Annotated in this window: 13 protein-coding genes; 6 read left to right on the top strand and 7 right to left on the bottom strand. The window is 54.5% G+C overall.

Annotated elements, in window-relative coordinates:
* Positions 1 to 39: 39 nt before the first annotated feature.
* Positions 40 to 1,413 carry an exodeoxyribonuclease VII large subunit gene (xseA, locus tag QMZ30_RS04755; RefSeq protein ID WP_283226564.1) on the bottom strand — a complete coding sequence of 458 codons (1,374 nt, stop codon included), beginning with the start codon at positions 1,411 to 1,413 and terminating at the stop codon, positions 40 to 42.
* 169 nt (positions 1,414 to 1,582) lie between these two features.
* Here xseA and guaB point away from each other — a divergent pair, with 169 nt between their 5' ends.
* The 3 genes from guaB to QMZ30_RS04740 all read left to right on the top strand — a co-directional run bounded on the left by guaB (position 1,583) and on the right by QMZ30_RS04740 (position 5,650).
* Positions 1,583 to 3,049 (top strand): IMP dehydrogenase, encoded by a 1,467-nt coding sequence (gene guaB / locus QMZ30_RS04750; protein WP_283226563.1) that lies wholly within the window; start codon positions 1,583 to 1,585, stop codon positions 3,047 to 3,049.
* Between the two features lie 72 nt (positions 3,050 to 3,121).
* Positions 3,122 to 4,702 carry a glutamine-hydrolyzing GMP synthase gene (gene guaA / locus QMZ30_RS04745; protein WP_283226562.1) on the top strand — a complete coding sequence of 527 codons (1,581 nt, stop codon included), beginning with the start codon at positions 3,122 to 3,124 and terminating at the stop codon, positions 4,700 to 4,702.
* Positions 4,703 to 4,873: 171 nt separating this feature from the next.
* On the top strand, positions 4,874 to 5,650 hold the full coding sequence (locus QMZ30_RS04740; RefSeq protein WP_283226561.1) for a DUF3750 domain-containing protein: 777 nt from the start codon (positions 4,874 to 4,876) through the stop codon (positions 5,648 to 5,650).
* Between the two features lie 170 nt (positions 5,651 to 5,820).
* Here the strand turns inward: QMZ30_RS04740 and QMZ30_RS04735 are convergent, their stop codons facing one another.
* The 6 genes from QMZ30_RS04735 to ppk1 form a co-directional block, all read right to left on the bottom strand.
* On the bottom strand, positions 5,821 to 6,000 hold the full coding sequence (locus tag QMZ30_RS04735; RefSeq protein WP_058968018.1) for a GDFGVC terminal motif YodC-like protein: 180 nt from the start codon (positions 5,998 to 6,000) through the stop codon (positions 5,821 to 5,823).
* Between the two features lie 74 nt (positions 6,001 to 6,074).
* Complete coding sequence (mgtE, locus tag QMZ30_RS04730) at positions 6,075 to 7,508, bottom strand: magnesium transporter (protein WP_283226560.1); 1,434 nt, start codon at positions 7,506 to 7,508, stop codon at positions 6,075 to 6,077.
* A 122-nt stretch (positions 7,509 to 7,630) separates the two neighbouring features.
* The gene (locus QMZ30_RS04725) at positions 7,631 to 7,819 is read right to left on the bottom strand and encodes a YfgG family protein (protein WP_039329814.1); all 189 of its coding nucleotides are present in this window, start codon (positions 7,817 to 7,819) and stop codon (positions 7,631 to 7,633) included.
* Positions 7,820 to 8,091: 272 nt separating this feature from the next.
* Positions 8,092 to 8,691 carry a tellurite resistance methyltransferase TehB gene (gene tehB / locus QMZ30_RS04720; protein ID WP_283226559.1) on the bottom strand — a complete coding sequence of 200 codons (600 nt, stop codon included), beginning with the start codon at positions 8,689 to 8,691 and terminating at the stop codon, positions 8,092 to 8,094.
* 27 nt (positions 8,692 to 8,718) lie between these two features.
* Entirely contained in the window at positions 8,719 to 10,242 is a 1,524-nt protein-coding gene (gene ppx / locus QMZ30_RS04715; protein WP_283226558.1) for an exopolyphosphatase, read from the bottom strand.
* Between the two features lie 5 nt (positions 10,243 to 10,247).
* Positions 10,248 to 12,308 (bottom strand): polyphosphate kinase 1, encoded by a 2,061-nt coding sequence (gene ppk1 / locus QMZ30_RS04710; RefSeq protein WP_039329808.1) that lies wholly within the window; start codon positions 12,306 to 12,308, stop codon positions 10,248 to 10,250.
* A gap of 182 nt (positions 12,309 to 12,490) precedes the next feature.
* On the opposite strand from ppk1, the gene QMZ30_RS04705 reads away from it, so the two are divergent.
* Genes QMZ30_RS04705 through pstB form a run of 3 tightly spaced genes read left to right on the top strand, consistent with a single transcriptional unit; the run spans position 12,491 to position 16,959 of the window.
* Positions 12,491 to 14,584, top strand: coding sequence for an ABC transporter permease subunit (locus tag QMZ30_RS04705; protein ID WP_283226557.1), 2,094 nt, complete (start codon positions 12,491 to 12,493; stop codon positions 14,582 to 14,584).
* On the top strand, positions 14,581 to 16,179 hold the full coding sequence (gene pstA, locus QMZ30_RS04700) for a phosphate ABC transporter permease PstA (protein ID WP_283226556.1): 1,599 nt from the start codon (positions 14,581 to 14,583) through the stop codon (positions 16,177 to 16,179). The genes QMZ30_RS04705 and pstA overlap by 4 nt, the downstream gene beginning before the upstream one ends.
* Before the next feature lie 12 nt (positions 16,180 to 16,191).
* Positions 16,192 to 16,959: a phosphate ABC transporter ATP-binding protein PstB gene (pstB, locus tag QMZ30_RS04695; protein WP_283226555.1), complete on the top strand. Its 768-nt coding sequence runs from the start codon at positions 16,192 to 16,194 to the stop codon at positions 16,957 to 16,959.
* Positions 16,960 to 17,073 lie beyond the last annotated feature (114 nt).

Raw genomic sequence — 17,073 nt, 5'->3', positions numbered from 1 at the left:
CTGGCCGTGAGTGAACATGCCAGAAGTATAGTTTTTCAGCTAGGTACGTGCTTTACGACTGCGTGATTTGAGGGGGTCGAGAGTGGTCACCTGGCTTTCCACCCAGCCATCATCCAGACGCGTGCGCAGCAAATCGCCTTTGTGCAGTTGCCTGGTCTTCTTCACCAGTTGGCCTTGGGTATCGGTGGTGACACTGAAGCCACGAGCCAACGTTGCCAAAGGACTGACGCCTTCCAGCTGTGCTGCCAGCGTACTAAAGCGCTGACGATTGTGGTTGAGCTGCTTTTCCATACCCTGCTGTAAGCGATATTGCCACTGCTGCATCTGCTGTTGTGCGCGATGGATGCGGCCCTGTGGTTGTTGCGTGTTGAGACGATGGAGCAGGCGATCCTGTTGGCGACTGGCTAAACGCAGCCGTTGATCCATCGCTTCACCGAGGCGGCGTTGCAGCTGGAACAGCGTGGTTTGTTGACGCGCCAGGCGTAACTGAGGATGTTGCTGCTGTAAGCGGTGATGAATGCGTGTGAAGCGTCGCTGCTGCTCAGCCAGATAAAAATCCATCGCCATTTCCATCCGCTGCTGCTGGGACTGCAAACGACGCAGCAGTTCTTGCTGATTACGGCTCACCAGCTCTGCCGCAGCGGAAGGGGTTGGCGCCCGCAGGTCAGCAACAAAGTCGGCGATGGTGATGTCGGTTTCGTGTCCGACCGCGCTGACAATCGGTAAACGGCTGGCAAAGATCGCCCGCGCGACGCGTTCGTCGTTAAAACTCCACAGATCCTCTAACGATCCACCGCCACGGCCGACAATCAACACATCACACTCATCGCGCAGGTTGGCTAGCTCGATGGCGCGCACAATCGCTGCAGGCGCATCCACACCTTGTACCGGAGTGGGGTAGATCACTACGGGCAATGAGGGATCACGCCGATGCAGAACACGCAGCACATCATGCAGCGCCGCGCCGGTGGCGGAGGTAATCACGCCAACCTGACGAGCGGGCTCGGGCAACGGCTGCTTGAACTGTTGATCAAACAAGCCTTCTGCTGCCAGGCGCGCTTTCATCTGCTCGAACTGTTGTTGCAGCAGACCTTCACCCGCAGGGTGCATGCTTTCGATAATCAGCTGATAATCGCCACGCGGTTCGTACAGCGTGATGCTGGCGCGTACCAAAACCTGCTGACCGTGTTGCGGACGGAAAGTCACCCGGCGATTGCTGTTGCGGAACATCGCACAGCGCACTTGCGCACCATCATCTTTCAGCGTGAAGTACCAGTGACCGGAAGAGGGCTGGCTAAAATTTGAAATTTCCGCACTGAGCCACACCAGGCCCATCTCATTTTCCAGCAGTTGACGCACTGTGGTATTGAGGCGACTGACAGTAAAAATATTGGCGGTTGGCGGTAGCGACATGTGATGTAGATCAAATTTTAAATCAGAGGGTTAATTAACCGATACTACATGCCTGACCAAGAGGATCAAGACATTTTCCGAAAAAACACTGGAGGCAACCGATTTCGGCCTGTATAATGCCGCGGCAATATTTTATCTGTTTTAATCGCCCCCAGGTGGAGATATTGCTATGTTAAGAATCACTAAAGAAGCCCTCACTTTTGACGACGTTCTGCTCGTTCCAGCTCACTCCACTGTCTTACCGAACACCGCTGATCTCAGCACCCAACTGACGAAAAACATCCGTCTGAACATCCCTATGCTGTCTGCTGCAATGGACACCGTGACCGAAGCCGGTCTGGCAATTGCACTGGCACAAGAAGGTGGTCTGGGCTTTATCCACAAAAATATGTCGATTGAGCGCCAGGCGGATGAAGTTCGCAAAGTAAAAAAACACGAAAGTGGCGTAGTGACCGATCCGCAAACTGTACTGCCAACCACCACGCTGGCGGCAGTACAAGAGTTGACTGAGCGTAACGGTTTCGCCGGTTACCCGGTGGTTAACACCGACAACGAACTGGTCGGCATCATTACCGGTCGTGACGTGCGTTTCGTCACCGATTTGAACCAACCTGTTTCTGCGGTGATGACCCCGAAAGAGCGTCTGGTGACGGTGAAAGAGGGTGAAGCACGCGACATCGTACTGCAGAAAATGCACGAAAAACGTGTTGAGAAAGCGCTGGTCGTTGATGACAGCTTCCACCTGCTGGGCATGATCACCGTTAAAGATTTCCAGAAAGCAGAACGTAAACCTAATGCGTGTAAAGACGCAGAAGGCCGTCTGCGCGTAGGCGCTGCGGTGGGTGCCGGTGCGGGTAACGAAGAGCGTGTTGATGCGCTGGTCGCTGCTGGTGTTGACGTGCTGCTGATTGACTCGTCACACGGCCACTCTGAAGGCGTATTGCAGCGTATCCGTGAAACCCGTGCGAAATATCCAAATCTGGAAATCATCGGCGGCAACGTGGCGACCGGTGCAGGTGCACTGGCGCTGGCAGAAGCCGGTGTTAGCGCGGTGAAAGTAGGTATCGGCCCGGGTTCAATTTGTACCACGCGTATTGTGACTGGTGTCGGTGTACCACAGATCACTGCGGTTTCAGATGCGGTTGAAGCACTGGAAGGCACTGGCATCCCGGTTATCGCTGATGGCGGTATTCGTTTCTCCGGTGATATCGCGAAAGCGATTGCTGCGGGCGCGGCGGCTGTGATGGTGGGTTCAATGCTGGCGGGTACTGAAGAATCTCCTGGCGAAATCGAACTCTATCAAGGTCGTTCATTCAAATCCTACCGTGGTATGGGTTCACTGGGCGCGATGTCTAAAGGTTCATCTGACCGCTACTTCCAGACCGACAACGCCGCTGACAAATTGGTACCTGAAGGTATCGAAGGCCGCGTAGCCTACAAAGGCCGTCTGAAAGAGATCGTGCACCAGCAGATGGGTGGCCTGCGTTCATGCATGGGCCTGACCGGTTGCCCAACCATTGACGACCTGCGTACCAAGGCTGAGTTCGTGCGCATCAGTGGCGCAGGCATTAATGAAAGCCACGTGCATGACGTGACCATCACCAAAGAGTCACCGAACTACCGCATGGGTTCATAATCCCGTAAGATTCAACGCCCGGCACCTGCCGGGCGCTTTTATTATTAAGTCCATCCCAATGGAAACGCCTCAATGACGACTGAAAATATTCATAAACATCGCATTTTGATCCTCGATTTTGGTTCTCAGTATACGCAGCTGGTTGCGCGCCGCGTGCGTGAGCTGGGCGTCTACTGCGAACTCTGGGCGTGGGATGTCACCGAAGAGCAAATTCGTAGCTTCAATCCAAACGGCATCATCCTGTCAGGTGGCCCGGAAAGCACCACTGAGTTGAACAGCCCACGTGCGCCAGAATACGTGTTCAACGCTGGCGTGCCGGTTCTGGGTGTGTGCTACGGTATGCAGACCATGGCGATGCAGCTGGGCGGCAAAGTTGAAGGTTCTAACGAGCGTGAGTTTGGCTATGCGCAGGTCGAAGTGCTGACCCAGAGCGCGCTGGTGCGTGACATCGAAGATGCCATCAGTGCCGCCGGTAAACCGCTGCTGGATGTGTGGATGAGCCACGGTGACAAAGTCACTGCCATCCCAGCCGGCTTTGAAACCGTCGCCAGCACCGAGACTTGTCCGTTTGCCATCATGGCGAACGAAGAGAAGAAATTCTACGGCGTGCAGTTCCACCCAGAAGTGACGCACACCCGTCAGGGTCTGCGCATGCTGGAACGTTTCATCCGCGATATCTGCGGCTGTGAAGCACTGTGGACCCCAGCCAAGATCATCGAAGACGCGGTAGAGCGTATTCGTGAGCAGGTCGGCGAAGATAAAGTGATCCTCGGCCTGTCTGGTGGTGTGGATTCTTCTGTGACGGCAATGCTGCTGCACCGTGCCATCGGTGAGCGCCTGACCTGTGTGTTCGTGGACAACGGCCTGCTGCGTTTGAATGAAGCCGAGCAGGTGATGGACATGTTTGGTGACCACTTCGGTCTGAACATCGTGCACGTTGCCGCAGAAAACCGCTTCCTCGATGCACTGGCGGGTGAGAACGATCCAGAAGCCAAGCGTAAGATCATTGGTCGTGTGTTCGTTGAAGTGTTCGACGAAGAAGCACTGAAACTGACTGATGTGAAATGGCTGGCGCAGGGCACCATCTATCCGGACGTGATCGAGTCTGCGGCTTCTGCCACCGGTAAAGCGCACGTGATCAAATCGCACCACAACGTGGGCGGTCTGCCGAAAGAGATGAAGATGGGTCTGGTTGAGCCGCTGAAAGAGCTGTTCAAAGATGAAGTACGCAAGATCGGTCTGGAACTCGGCCTGCCGTACGCGATGCTGTATCGCCATCCGTTCCCAGGCCCAGGCCTCGGTGTGCGTGTGCTGGGCGAAGTGAAGAAAGAGTACTGCGATCTGTTGCGCCGTGCAGATGCGATCTTCATCGAAGAGCTGCATAAAGCTGATCTGTACAACAAAGTGAGCCAGGCCTTCACCGTGTTCCTGCCAGTACGCTCTGTTGGCGTGATGGGCGATGGTCGTAAATATGATTGGGTGGTATCACTGCGTGCAGTTGAAACCATCGACTTCATGACTGCGCACTGGGCGCACCTGCCGTACGATTTCCTCGGCCGCGTTTCCAACCGCATCATCAACGAAGTGAACGGCATTTCCCGCGTGGTTTACGATATTTCTGGTAAGCCACCGGCGACGATTGAGTGGGAATGATTCGCTTTAATTAAACCGTCTATCAAGCCCGCTTAACAGCGGGCTTTTTTTGATTAAAAATTTACGTTCATTCCGTTCTGATTATTTTTCCTATCGCATAGTTGGTGAATACAAACTCACCCCTCTCAATGCATGATGGTCGATGAATTGTTATTCATCAGGACGTCGTCGATGTTGCCACTGAAAGCCTTTCTGCTCTCCTTTCTCTGCATTGTGCTGCTCTCTTTGGCAGCCAGTCTTGCGCAGGCCACGCGTACCGGCGAATTGACTACCGAACGTGGTGGTTGGGCGACGGCGCGACGGGATTCGGCTGGATTAGCGCCGGACCCGCATCAATACGTCAATGAAGCGATTGTGCAAGTGTATGCTGCGCCCACCTATGGTTGGAAAGGCGCAGTGGCGGTGCATCCGTGGATCATTTTCAAGCGCGCGGGCGAGACCCAATACAACCGCTATGAGGTGATCAGTTGGGGCAGTGATAATAAGGTACGGCGCAATTCAAACTTGCCCGACGGTTACTGGTATGGCGCGAAACCACGGTTGCTGGTGGAGCATCGCGGCAAAGCGGCAGAGGCGATGATTCCGCAGATCGAAGCGGCGATAAAATCGTATCCGTGGCCGCACACCTATCACGCATGGCCGGGGCCGAACAGCAACACCTTTATGGCGCACATTGGTCGCGAAGTGCCGTCTCTGCAACTGGACCTGCCCGCTAACGCGATCGGTAAGGATTACCGTTCGTTGCTGCATCCGATTGGTTTACCGCCGTCCGGGCGTGGTGTGCAGGTTTCCCTGTTGGGTGTGCTTGGCGTCACCGTTGGGGCAGAAGAGGGGCTGGAGGTAAATGTATTGGGGCTGAATCTGGGGCTCGACTTCACGCCGTTTAAGCTGCGTTTGCCCTTTATCGGCGGGTTAGGGCAGGACAATTTACAGAAAGAGAATCCGTGATTATTCAGGTCGCGCAATAAATTGTGTAATGCTGATCTGCAGCGAAAATTCAATATCCATGTCAGTGCGCATGAATGCGCACCCTACGAAACCCGAGCACAAGCATCGTAGGGTTGCCATTCATGGCGACCGAAAAGCGCTAAACTGACAAGCATTACGCAATACAAAATTCAGCACACGCCGAAATCACCGTCTTCGTGATACAGCGCCACGGTATCCGCTCTGAGTTCAATTTCACGTTTGATGTGATCATCAATGCGGGCGCACCAAAGTAATTCACCTTCAACGCGCGTGACCTGCATTTTTGGGCCACCAGTTTTCGACTGCACAATATCACCTACATTAAACATGCTGTATCTCCGTCAGGTCAGTGTTAGCGCTAAGTGTATATGCGCTCACTCACTGACGCGCCTTAATTTGTGCGTTAATGATGCAGCAAAAACACTGTCGCCAGACCGAGGAAAATAAAGAAACCACCGGTATCGGTGATTGCGGTGATCAACACGCTGGAGCCCACGGCCGGATCGCGTTTCATCTTGGTCATGATCAACGGAATCAGTACGCCCATTAAAGCCGCGAGCAACAAATTCAGCACCATTGCCAGCATCATCACGCCGCCGAGTGGCAGGTTGTCATACATCAACCAGGTGATGCTGCCCATAATCCCGCCCCAGAACAGACCGTTAATCAACGCGACACCGAGTTCACGCACCACCAGGAATGAGAAGTTACCTGGCTCAACTTGATGCAATGCCAATGCGCGCACAATCATGGTGATAGTCTGATTACCGGTGTTACCGCCAATCCCGGCCACAATCGGCATCAAGGCGGCCAGCGCCACCAGTTGGGAGATGGTTTCTTCAAACAGGCCGATCACCCGTGAGGCGATAAACGCCGTGCATAAGTTGATAGCGAGCCATGCCCAGCGTTTACCCACGGCTTTGCGCACTGGGGCAAACACGTCTTCACCTTGGCTGATACCCCCCATTTTACGGATATTGCTTTCGTTCTCTTCGTTGACCAGGTCGATGACATCTTCCACGGTAATACGACCAATCAACTTGCCTTGCGCATCCGTCACGGCAGCCGAGATCAGGTTATAACGTTCAAAGGCACTGGCCGCCTCTTCCGCATTGTCGTTAAGCTGAAAAGTGGTGGGGCGCGCGTTCATCACATCAGAGACCAGCGTTTTCGGTTTGTTGAGCAGAATGTCGGTCAGTGATAGCTCACCCAACAACTGGTTCTCTTCATTGGTGATGAAAATTTTATCCGTGCCATCTGGCATGCTTTTACGCTTGCGCAGAAAACGCTGCACCGTGGCGAGCGTCACATCTGAACGCACCGTCAGGATGTTGAAATCCATCACCTGGCCCACGCGGTCACGATCTAACTCGATCACTTCCAACAGACGAGCACGCAGGTTTGGTTCCAGCGTGGTTAGCAGGCGTCCAGTGAGGTCGCGCGGCAGATAGCGCGCCAGATATACCTGATCGTCGATGTCCAGCGGCTCAATGGCGTGCAGAATCTCGCGATCAGTCATACCTTCGGTCAAACTGGCCCAGACGGTTTCCGATGCCTCAACCAATACGCGTCCACGCTGTTCGGAAGGCACCAGACGCCACAATGCCAGACGTTCTTGTTCGGGTAACGCCTCAAGGATATCCGCCAGGTCAGCTGCATGCAGATGTTGAAGCTCATCTTCCAACTGCTGACGCCACTCGGTGATCTCGCGCAGTTCCGCAGCGTTGAGATCGACAGATTTTTCCAGCAACACGTCGACTAAGTCGTGCTCACTGAGTAGCAGGTGAAGAATGCGTTGGCGGGTTTCAGTTAATTGTTGTGCATACGGTGCAGACATAGCGCGTCCCTTGTGTCTGTAAAGTCAGGTCAAAGTGTAGCGCGTTGCGGGTTATCAGGGCGAGTTAAGCAGCATTGTCATGTCAGGACAATGTGGAGGAGCAACGATGACCCGCAAATTCTCTAGCGCGAATCGCTGATGCTCAGTGTCGGTACCGGCTCAGGTAAGGCTTTTTTTTGCTGATGATGCTCAATGGCACCAGGGATGATGAAAATCAGACGGCCAACCAAAATAAAGAAACTGATCAGCAAAATAATGCGAGTCATGGTGCCGGTTTTAGGACGTCTTCGTGCAGGGAAAGCGCTGTTCACGCGGGGTGGTTCCTGTAGATACCCAGTTGGGCGATGGCAACATTTAGTCACAGTTAGATCTTCAGGTCAATCGCTGTGTGAAAAATGAGCAGGAATGGTTAAGGGTAAATTGATCAAAATCAGATTAGGCCGTGGGTGGCGTAATGTTGTGCTCTTCAATAAAATCGCATCTTCATGCCAGTACGCATAAATGCGCACCCTACGAAAACCGCGCACGATAGTCGTAGGGTTGCCATTCATGGCGACCAAAAAAGCAATTGACCGCCAGTGGCCTAATAGCTGGCTTTCTGCGCCAGTAGCGTGGCAAAGCGATACTTAATGCGATGACCGTTTTCGTCACGGCGGTGCAGCTCGCCCACATCTTCGTTGTACTTCACGATATGCCAGTTACGGTAATAATGGCTCAGCTCACCGGATTTAAAGGTGAAAGGGAAATTCTGCGAGTTAGGATAATCATCCGTGCTCATCGCCGCCACAATCAAGTTGTAGCCATATTTCACCGTGCTGGCCTGCATATCGGCAATCAGCTGCGGAATGGTCTCCGGCTGCAGGAACATCATCACCACGGTCGACAGCACAAACTGATAGCCGCCGTTGAAGCGAACCTGATTGAGATCGCACAGTTCAGTGCGAATGTTCAGTAGATTCTCTTCCTGGATAATGCCATTCAGTCGCTCAAGGCTCTGGGGATTGCTGTCCCAGGCCGTCACGTCAAAGCCATGTTGATTCAGGAACAGGCTGTTACGGCCCTGGCCGCAGCCCAAATCCAGCGCCTTACCCACTTCCAGTTTTGGCAGTGCGGCCAGCACTTCGGAGTGGGTGGGCGTCAGACCATATTTTTCCGCATAAAAGTTATCGGGACGGTTTGTCATAGTGATACAGCGGGCCAGCAGCCCGCGTTACTCCTCTTCCAGCGTCAGTTTCCAGCCAGTCACATCATTCCAGTAAGACTGTTCGCGCTCCAGATCCAGCTGCACCAAGGTATTCTGACTCAGATAACCATTGGGGAATTTCAGCGTCCAGTTACCGTCATCCGTGGTCAGCTTCAGCGAATCAGGTTTGGTGGTGGCCTGGCGCTGATTATTCAGCAAGGTGCCCAGGCGCAGCAGGAACACCATCGGTAGAAACTGTTTCTTTTTAAACAAGGTGAAACGTGGCATCTCATCCTGCTTCACCGCTTTACGATGGTAGCGTACCAGCGTGGCCAGCAGCATCTGTTGATCCTGATTAAAGCCAGGCATGTTCGAGTTTTGCAGGATGTAAGCTGAATGGCGCTGCATGCCACTGTGATTGATGGTCAACCCCACTTCATGCAGCAGCGCAGCCCATTTCAACAGGGCGGAAAGCTGTGGATTGGCTTGTTTCGGGTTCTGATCCAGCCACTGCAGGTAGAGCTGCTCTGTGGTTTCCAGTACCCGACGCGCCTGATCGCTATCAATGGCGTAATGATTGGCCAGACTCTGCGCGGTGCGGCTACGAATATCCTGATGGCGGAAACGGCCCTCCATCTCATACAGCACGCCTTCACGCAGTGCGCCATCTGACAGGCGCAACTCGCGGATTGCCAGCGCATCAAACACACCGCAAAGTATTGCCAGGCCCGGCACAAACACGGCTTTGCGCTCTTCCGACAAGCCCGGCAGGCTCAGTGCATTGAAAGACTTATGTTTCAACACCTCGGTGACCAGCATCTCCAGCGTTTCTGGGGTGATCAGTTTTTCTTTCTCACCCATCGCCAAAAGTACTTCACAGGCCGCTTTGATCGAACCTGATGCGCCCAGGGCGTATTGCCAACCATGCAAACGATACTGCCAGGCCATGGTTTCCAGCTTCTGCGCCGCCGACAAACGTGCACGACGGAAGTTCTCTGGCGAGATTTCCCCTTTCGGGAAATAGAGATTGGCAAAGCTGACGCAGCCCATGCGGCGGCTCTCTACCAGTTGCGGCTCGAAATCTTCACCGATCACCAACTCCGTCGAGCCACCACCGATGTCGATCACCAGTTTGCGGCCTTTCTCCGGCTGGGTATGTTCCACGCCCATGAAGATTAAACGCGCTTCTTCATTGCCGGATATCACCTCAATCGGGTAGGGGATCACTTCGGCAGCCCGCTGCAGGAACTCTTCCGCATTGGTGGCAATACGCAGCGTGTGCGTGCCGACAATGGTCACGTTCGCCGCACTGAACCCTTGCAGGCGCTCAGCGAACAGCGCCAGGCAGCTCAAGCCGCGCTCCATCGCCTCATCACTCAGGCGATTTTGCGCATCCAATCCATCGGCCAGATGCACGCGCTGTTTCAGACGCCCCAACACCTGCATTGCGCCATCCACCACACGGGCGATCACCATGTGGAAACTGTTAGACCCGAGGTCGATGGCCGCAAATTCCTGCGGTTTTGGCGTACTTTTATGGGAAATTGGCATAGGCGTTATTCGGGTTGTTCCAGTTTCTTGATGTAATCATAAATGGCCAGCTGCGACCGCACCTTCTTGCGATTGCCGCGCGGAACATAACGGTTACTCAGTTCTTTGTCCACGATGCGGGCTTTCACCGTATCACTCAACAGAATGGCGATAATATCCAGAATGCGCTGCTTCACCCGTGGATCGAGAATTGCCACGGCCACCTCAATGCGGTGATCGATATTACGCGTCATCCAGTCTGCGGAAGAGAGGTAGACTTTTTTCTCGCCGCCACTCTCAAAAATATAGACGCGGTCGTGCTCCAGATAACGGTCAACGATGCTGGTGATGCGAATATTTTCGCTGATGCCCGGTAAATCAGGGATCAGAGAGCACATGCCGCGCACCAGCAGATTAATTTTCACGCCTGCTGCGGAAGCCGCATACAGCCGATCAACCAGACCGTTATCCACCAGGTTATTGATTTTAAGCGTAATGCCCGCCGGTTTCTTCTGCTGGGCGTTGGCAATCTCAGCATCAATCAACTTATACAACATGTCGCGCGAGTTTTGCGGCGATACCAGCAGATGCTCGAACGTCACCGGGCGATACGGGTTTTCAATAAAGTTAAACACGCGGCGCACTTCGTTGGTGATACGCGCATCGGCGGTCAGCAATGAATAGTCAGTATAAATGCGCGCGGTTTTTTCGTTGAAGTTACCTGTGCCGATGTGCGCATAACGCACGATTTCATCGCCTTCGCGACGCGAAATCAGGAACAGCTTGGCGTGAATTTTCAGACCTGGCGCGGAGAAGATCACATGCACGCCCGCTTCCGTCAGGCGTTTTGCCCAGCGGATGTTGGCTTCTTCATCGAAGCGCGCCTGCAACTCCACCACCACGGTGACTTTTTTACCGTTATAGGCGGCGTGAATCATCGCATCCATGATGCGCGAGTTTTTGGCCACGCGATAAATGTTGATCTTAATCGCCAGCACGCTTGGGTCGAACGACGCTTGACGCAGCAGTTCCAGCACGTGCTCAAAGGTGTGATACGGATAGTAGAGCAGCACATCGCGATTGCGGATGGCGTCAAAACCGTTGCGGAAGCCGTCAAAGCCGATGTGGCGAATTTGTGGCAGCGCGCGGTTTTCGAGGTTGGCTTTGCCGACATTCGGGAAGCCGATAAAGTCTTTAAAGTTGTGATAACGACCGCCCGGTACAATGGAGTCGTAATTGGAAATCGACAGCTTGTGGCGCAGCATTTCTACCATCGCATCTGGCATATCTCGCTGATAAACAAAACGGACCGGCTCAGCATTGAGACGCTGCTTAAGGCTGGATGACATCAATTCCAGCAGGCTCGATTCCATTTCAGTAACCAGATCGTACTCGGCGTCACGCGTCATTTTCATCGAATAGGCATTCAGCGCATCGTAATCGAAGAAGCCTTTGAAGATTTCGTCCAGGCAATAGCGCAAAATGTTATCGAGTAGAATCATCGGCTTACGACGACGCGGTGATTCGGCAGGCAGATTAATAAAACGCGGCACCTTATCGGACGGAATCTCCAGCAGCGCATAGCGAATATCGTCGCCGCGAATAATTTCGACCGCCAGATAGGTGTAGTCGTCTTTGAGGAATTCAATCAGGTCGGTGTCGTGATTAATCAGAATCGGCGTAACGTGCTGGCGTAATTGATGTTTGAAGTAATAGCGCAGCCACTCTTGCTGATTGGGCGACAGTTGACGTTCGTTAATCAGGAAGATTTGATTACGCGCCATCTCCAGCAGCAGGTCGTTGTACAGTGCATCGAATTCCTGATCCGATTTCTGCACCCGCAGCTGAATTTTTTTCAATATATGGCGTAACGTCGTCGGCGTACCTTGCTCTTCACCAATCAGAATGCGACGTTTCAGATCGGCGAAGCGCACTTTGTAGAACTCTTCGAGATTGTTGGAATAGATACCGAGGAAGCGCATACGCTCAATCAGCGGGTTGGTTTTATCCGCCGCTTCCTGCAAAACACGTTCGTTGAAGCTTAACCAGCTTAGTTCTTTTTCTATATACAGCTTTTCCTGACCCATTCTGACTCCGTAATGCTGTTGCTGGACGGATTGTCCGGCGGGATAATCGTAAAAATGCGCTCCCGCTCAGTGTCCGTCACCATTATGGCGAGAGTATGGCAAGCTTGTCCAACGCCAAAGGTTGTCTTATCAATCAGCTACGGGCAACATAGCGACGTGTCTTCACCTGTAACCTGGCCTGCATGAGCATAAACCGAATTCCTGTCCACTTTAGCGACCGCCGTCGACGCGCCACCGATCACGTTGTTCGTCGTGTGGTGACCGCGTGTGGCGTGGGCATTTTGCTGCTGATGCTACTGCTTTTTTTCTGGTTGATCTGGGTGGTGCTACCGCTTTTTAGCGCGCCTGGCATGCAAGCGACCACCAATCTTCAACTTTGGGATAAAGCCCCGGTGCTGGCCATGGGCAGCGACGGCCATCTTGGCTGGCGCATTAGTCGCAATGAAGCGCGTTTTATTCCGCTTGATGGACAACCTGCCACCGACGCCTTGCCGTTACCCGGCAAACCCGATGCCGCGGTGTACAGTAGCAACAGTAGTAGCGTATTACTCAATATGCAGGGTGCGCTGCTGTTGATGCAACCGCTGATCCACGACAACCACGGTGAATGGTATTTTCCGTTCGGCGATCGCCCACTGCAGTTGAAGCAAGGGCCGGTGAGCAACATGGCGCTGGCTTCGCTGGGCGATCATCAGTGGCGTATTGCCGCGCAAACGCCCGCAGGCATCAGCCTGATGACGTTGGAAAATCAGCAAACCCTCAATCAAATTCTGCTGCCGCAGCAACAAGCCGATCATCTGCTGTTGTCGCCCGACGGCACGCTGCTCTACGCCAGTGAAGGGCGTTTACTGCGTGTGTGGGAGATCACCGCAGAGGGCGCACAACTGCGTGAAACCCAAACGCTCAATCAGCGTCCGCAGAGCCTGCATATTCTTACCGGTGGACAGACTCTGTTAATTCAGGATAACCAAGGCGTAAATCAGTGGTTTGCGATTGCGAGTGATAAAGGCCCGCGCCTGCAGGAGATTCACACCTTCAACAACAGTAAAGATGCGATAAGCATTGTGCCCGAGCCGCAGCGTCGCGTGTTTGCCACCTTTAATCATGCCGGTGAGGTCAAACTGTTTGCCAGTAAACAACAGGGGCCGATTCTGACTCGCCAACTGGCACCGGGCATTCAGGCGCTGGCCTTTGCACCGCGCGGGGATGCACTGATTGTTGAGCGCGACGGGCAGTGGCAGCAATTTGCTCTGGATAATCCGTGGCCCGATTTCACCTGGCGAAATCTGTGGCAGAAAATCTGGTATGAAAACTATCCGCAACCGGATTGGGTGTGGCAATCCACCGCCGCGGGTGACAGCTATCAAGCCAAATTCAGCCTGATACCGATGGTGGTTGGCACGCTGAAAGCCGCTGCGCTGGCTCTGCTGTTTGCCACCCCGCTGGCACTGGCCGCCGCGATGTATACCGCCTGGTTTATGTCGCCGGGATTACGGCGCTGGGTGAAGCCCGGGATTGAGATGATGGGTGCGTTACCGAGCGTAGTGATCGGACTGATTGCCGGCGTGTGGCTGGCACCGCATATCAGTACTGCGTTGATAGGCGTGCTGCTGTTGCCGCTGGTGCTGGCCGCCACATTGTTACTCTGTGGCGTGCTCAGCCCACATCTGCCACTTTGCTGGCGTCGCCCGGGTTTTGAAGTGATTTTGTTGCTGCCGGTGTTGCTGGTGGTGACCTTGTTGACACTGTGGTTGCCAACGCAGCTGTGGCCGAACATCGGGGAGCAGCTCGCGCATTACGAGCAACGCAACTTACTGATCGCCGGGTTAGCGATGGGGTTCGCCTTAGTGCCGTTGATTTTCACCCTGTCAGAAGATGCCTTGTTCAGTGTGCCGGGCGCGTTAGGGCAGGGATCGCTGGCATTAGGCGCAACGCCATGGCAAACCCTGACGCGTGTGGTGCTGCCCGGCGCATCGGCAGGGATCTTTGCTGCCTTGATGATCGGCTTTGGCCGCGCGGTGGGTGAAACCATGATTGTGCTAATGGCCACCGGAAACACGCCGGTCAGTGAAGGCGGGTTGTTTGCGGGTTTGCGTGCGCTCTCTGCCAACATCGCGATTGAAATGCCGGAGGCGGCAGCGGGCAGTGCTCATTACCGTATCCTGTTCCTCAGTGCGCTTTTACTGCTGATGTTTACGCTGGTGATCAACACCGTGGCGGAGTTGATTCGTCAGCGCCTGCGTCAACGTTACAGCCAGCATGAGGGGCAGGGATGAAAGCGATGCGTCAAAACGATCGCTGGCGCTGGCTCACTGCCGGTGCGGTGGCGGTGTGCCTGCTGGCGTTTACCTTGTTAATTGGCTTGCTGGGCTGGCAGGGCGTGCGCGCCTTCTGGCCGCAACCGGTCGATCAATATCTGTTCCAGCCACCGGAAGGCGCGGCGGTGATGGTGCTGGGTGAAACCCTGCACAAACAGCCGCAGGGCGAGCAGTGGCGCTATGTGGTGAAAACCGGCAACCGCGATTTTGCCGCACCCGATTTTCGCGCGCTCTATAGCCAGGGCGCGGCGAAAACCCGTCGCCCGGCGGATGCCATTGTGTTGCAACGCCGCAGCGGCGGTAACGCCTACGGCTGGCTGATTGAGCTGCGTGAAGATAACGAAGTATTGACCGCGCGAGACCGTGATGCACTGCTACATCAGCGTTTGACGCAGGTGCATGAGCAGCTGCGCCAGGCCAGTCACATTCGTCGCGTGCAGATGGCGCGTCTCAATGCCCAACTGGAAAGCCTGCAGCAGCAAGCCGATGAGCAGCAGCGTCACGGGACTTTTACCTTGCAGGAGCAGTCGGAGTTTGATGCGAACAGCTCTGCGCTGCATCGCCGCTTTAACGAATTAGCCCAGCAGCTAACTCGGCTGCAGCATCAAAGCCAGCGCGATAGCCTGGTGCTGCGCGATGTGCAGGGCCAGGATCACATTATTCCTTTGGCACAGGTGGTGGATGCCTGGTATCCCAATGCGATGTCGTTTGGCCAGCAACTCCAGCACTTCTTTAGCCAGATTTGGCAGTTTGTCAGTGACTCGCCGACATCGGGCGGAGGTGAGAGCGGAGCCTTCCCGGCGATCTTTGGCACCGTACTGATGGTGCTGCTGATGTCGATCATCGTTATGCCGCTGGGCGTGGTAGCCGCGGTATGGCTGCATGAATACGCCGGACGCAACGCCTTAACCCGACTGGTGCGCATCGCCGTCGTGAATCTGGCGGGGGTGCCGTCGATTGTTTATGGTGTGTTTGGTCTTGGTTTCTTTGTCTGGTTGATTGGCGGCACCATCGACCAACTGCTGTTCTCACGCTCGCTGCCCAATCCCACTTTTGGTACGCCAGGCTTGCTTTGGGCAGCGTTGACGCTGGCGCTGTTAACCTTGCCAGTGGTGATTGTTGCCACCGAAGAGGGCTTATCGCGCATTCCGGATAATCTGCGTCAGGGCTCACTGGCGCTGGGAGCCACGCAGGCGGAAACGCTGTGGCGCGTGGTACTGCCGCTGGCCGTTCCTGCGATGCTGACGGGCTTGATTCTGGCCGTGGCGCGCGCGGCGGGTGAAACCGCGCCCTTGATGTTGGTGGGCGTAGTGAAAATGGCCCCTGAATTGCCCGTCGATGCGGTTTTCCCTTACCTGCATCTGGATCGCAAATTTATGCACCTCGGATTTCAGATCTACGATTTGGCCTTTCAGAGCCCAAACATCGATGCTGATCGACCCTTGGTTTACGCCACCGCGTTGTTGCTGGTGGTGATCATCCTGTCGCTCAATCTGCTGGCCATGGCGTTGCGCCATCGTCTGCGCGAGCGTTACCGGCTAATGACGCACTAAAAAGGTTTTGAGATGACGCCCGATTACGACATCGCGTTAACCGTCAACCAGCTGTCGCTGTGGTACGGGGAGCGCCAGGCGCTAAACAGTATTGATTTACAGATCCCAAAGAACCGCATCACGGCGCTGATCGGTCCCTCTGGATGTGGTAAATCGACGCTGTTGCGCTGCTTTAATCGCATGAATGATGTGATTGACCGCTGTCGCATTGAGGGCGAAATTCTGCTCGACCAACATGCGGTGATGCAGGCGAATCAGGATCTGCCGGCATTGCGCCGTCGCATTGGTATGGTGTTCCAGCGCCCGAATCCGTTCCCGAAATCGATCTACGAAAACGTGGTGTATGGCTTGCGTCTGCAAGGTGTGCGCGATCGTCGTGTGCTGAATGAAGCCTGCGAGCGTGCGCTGCGCGCTGCGGCACTGTGGAGTGAAGTAAAGGATCAACTGGGGCAGAATGCGTTGACGCTTTCCAGCGGTCAGCAGCAGCGCTTGGTGATTGCGCGCGCTATTGCGATTGAGCCGGAAGTCCTGTTGCTGGATGAGCCGACCTCGGCACTTGATCCCATCTCCACGTTAGTGATCGAAGAGCTGATGACCACGCTGAAGCAGCATTTCACGCTGGTGCTGGTGACGCACAACATGCAGCAGGCGGCGCGCGTGTCGGATTACACGGCGTTTATGCATAACGGCCAGTTAGTGGAGTTCGATGAAACCGATCGGATATTTACGTCACCGAGAGCACGAAAAACGGAAGATTATATTACGGGGCGGTTTGGTTAAGTCATTCTGCGATCGGTAGCGGCGCAATGTATTGCGCTGAGTTGTGCGCACATAAAAAAACAGCGCGATAAATCGCGCCGCTACGGTATGTGCTTGCCTGTATTTGGTGCGCAT

Source organism: Pantoea sp. EA-12 (assembly GCF_030053355.1).
GTDB classification, from domain to species: Bacteria; Pseudomonadota; Gammaproteobacteria; order Enterobacterales; family Enterobacteriaceae; genus Pantoea; species Pantoea vagans_C.
This window is presented reverse-complemented; position numbering and strand designations above follow the sequence as displayed.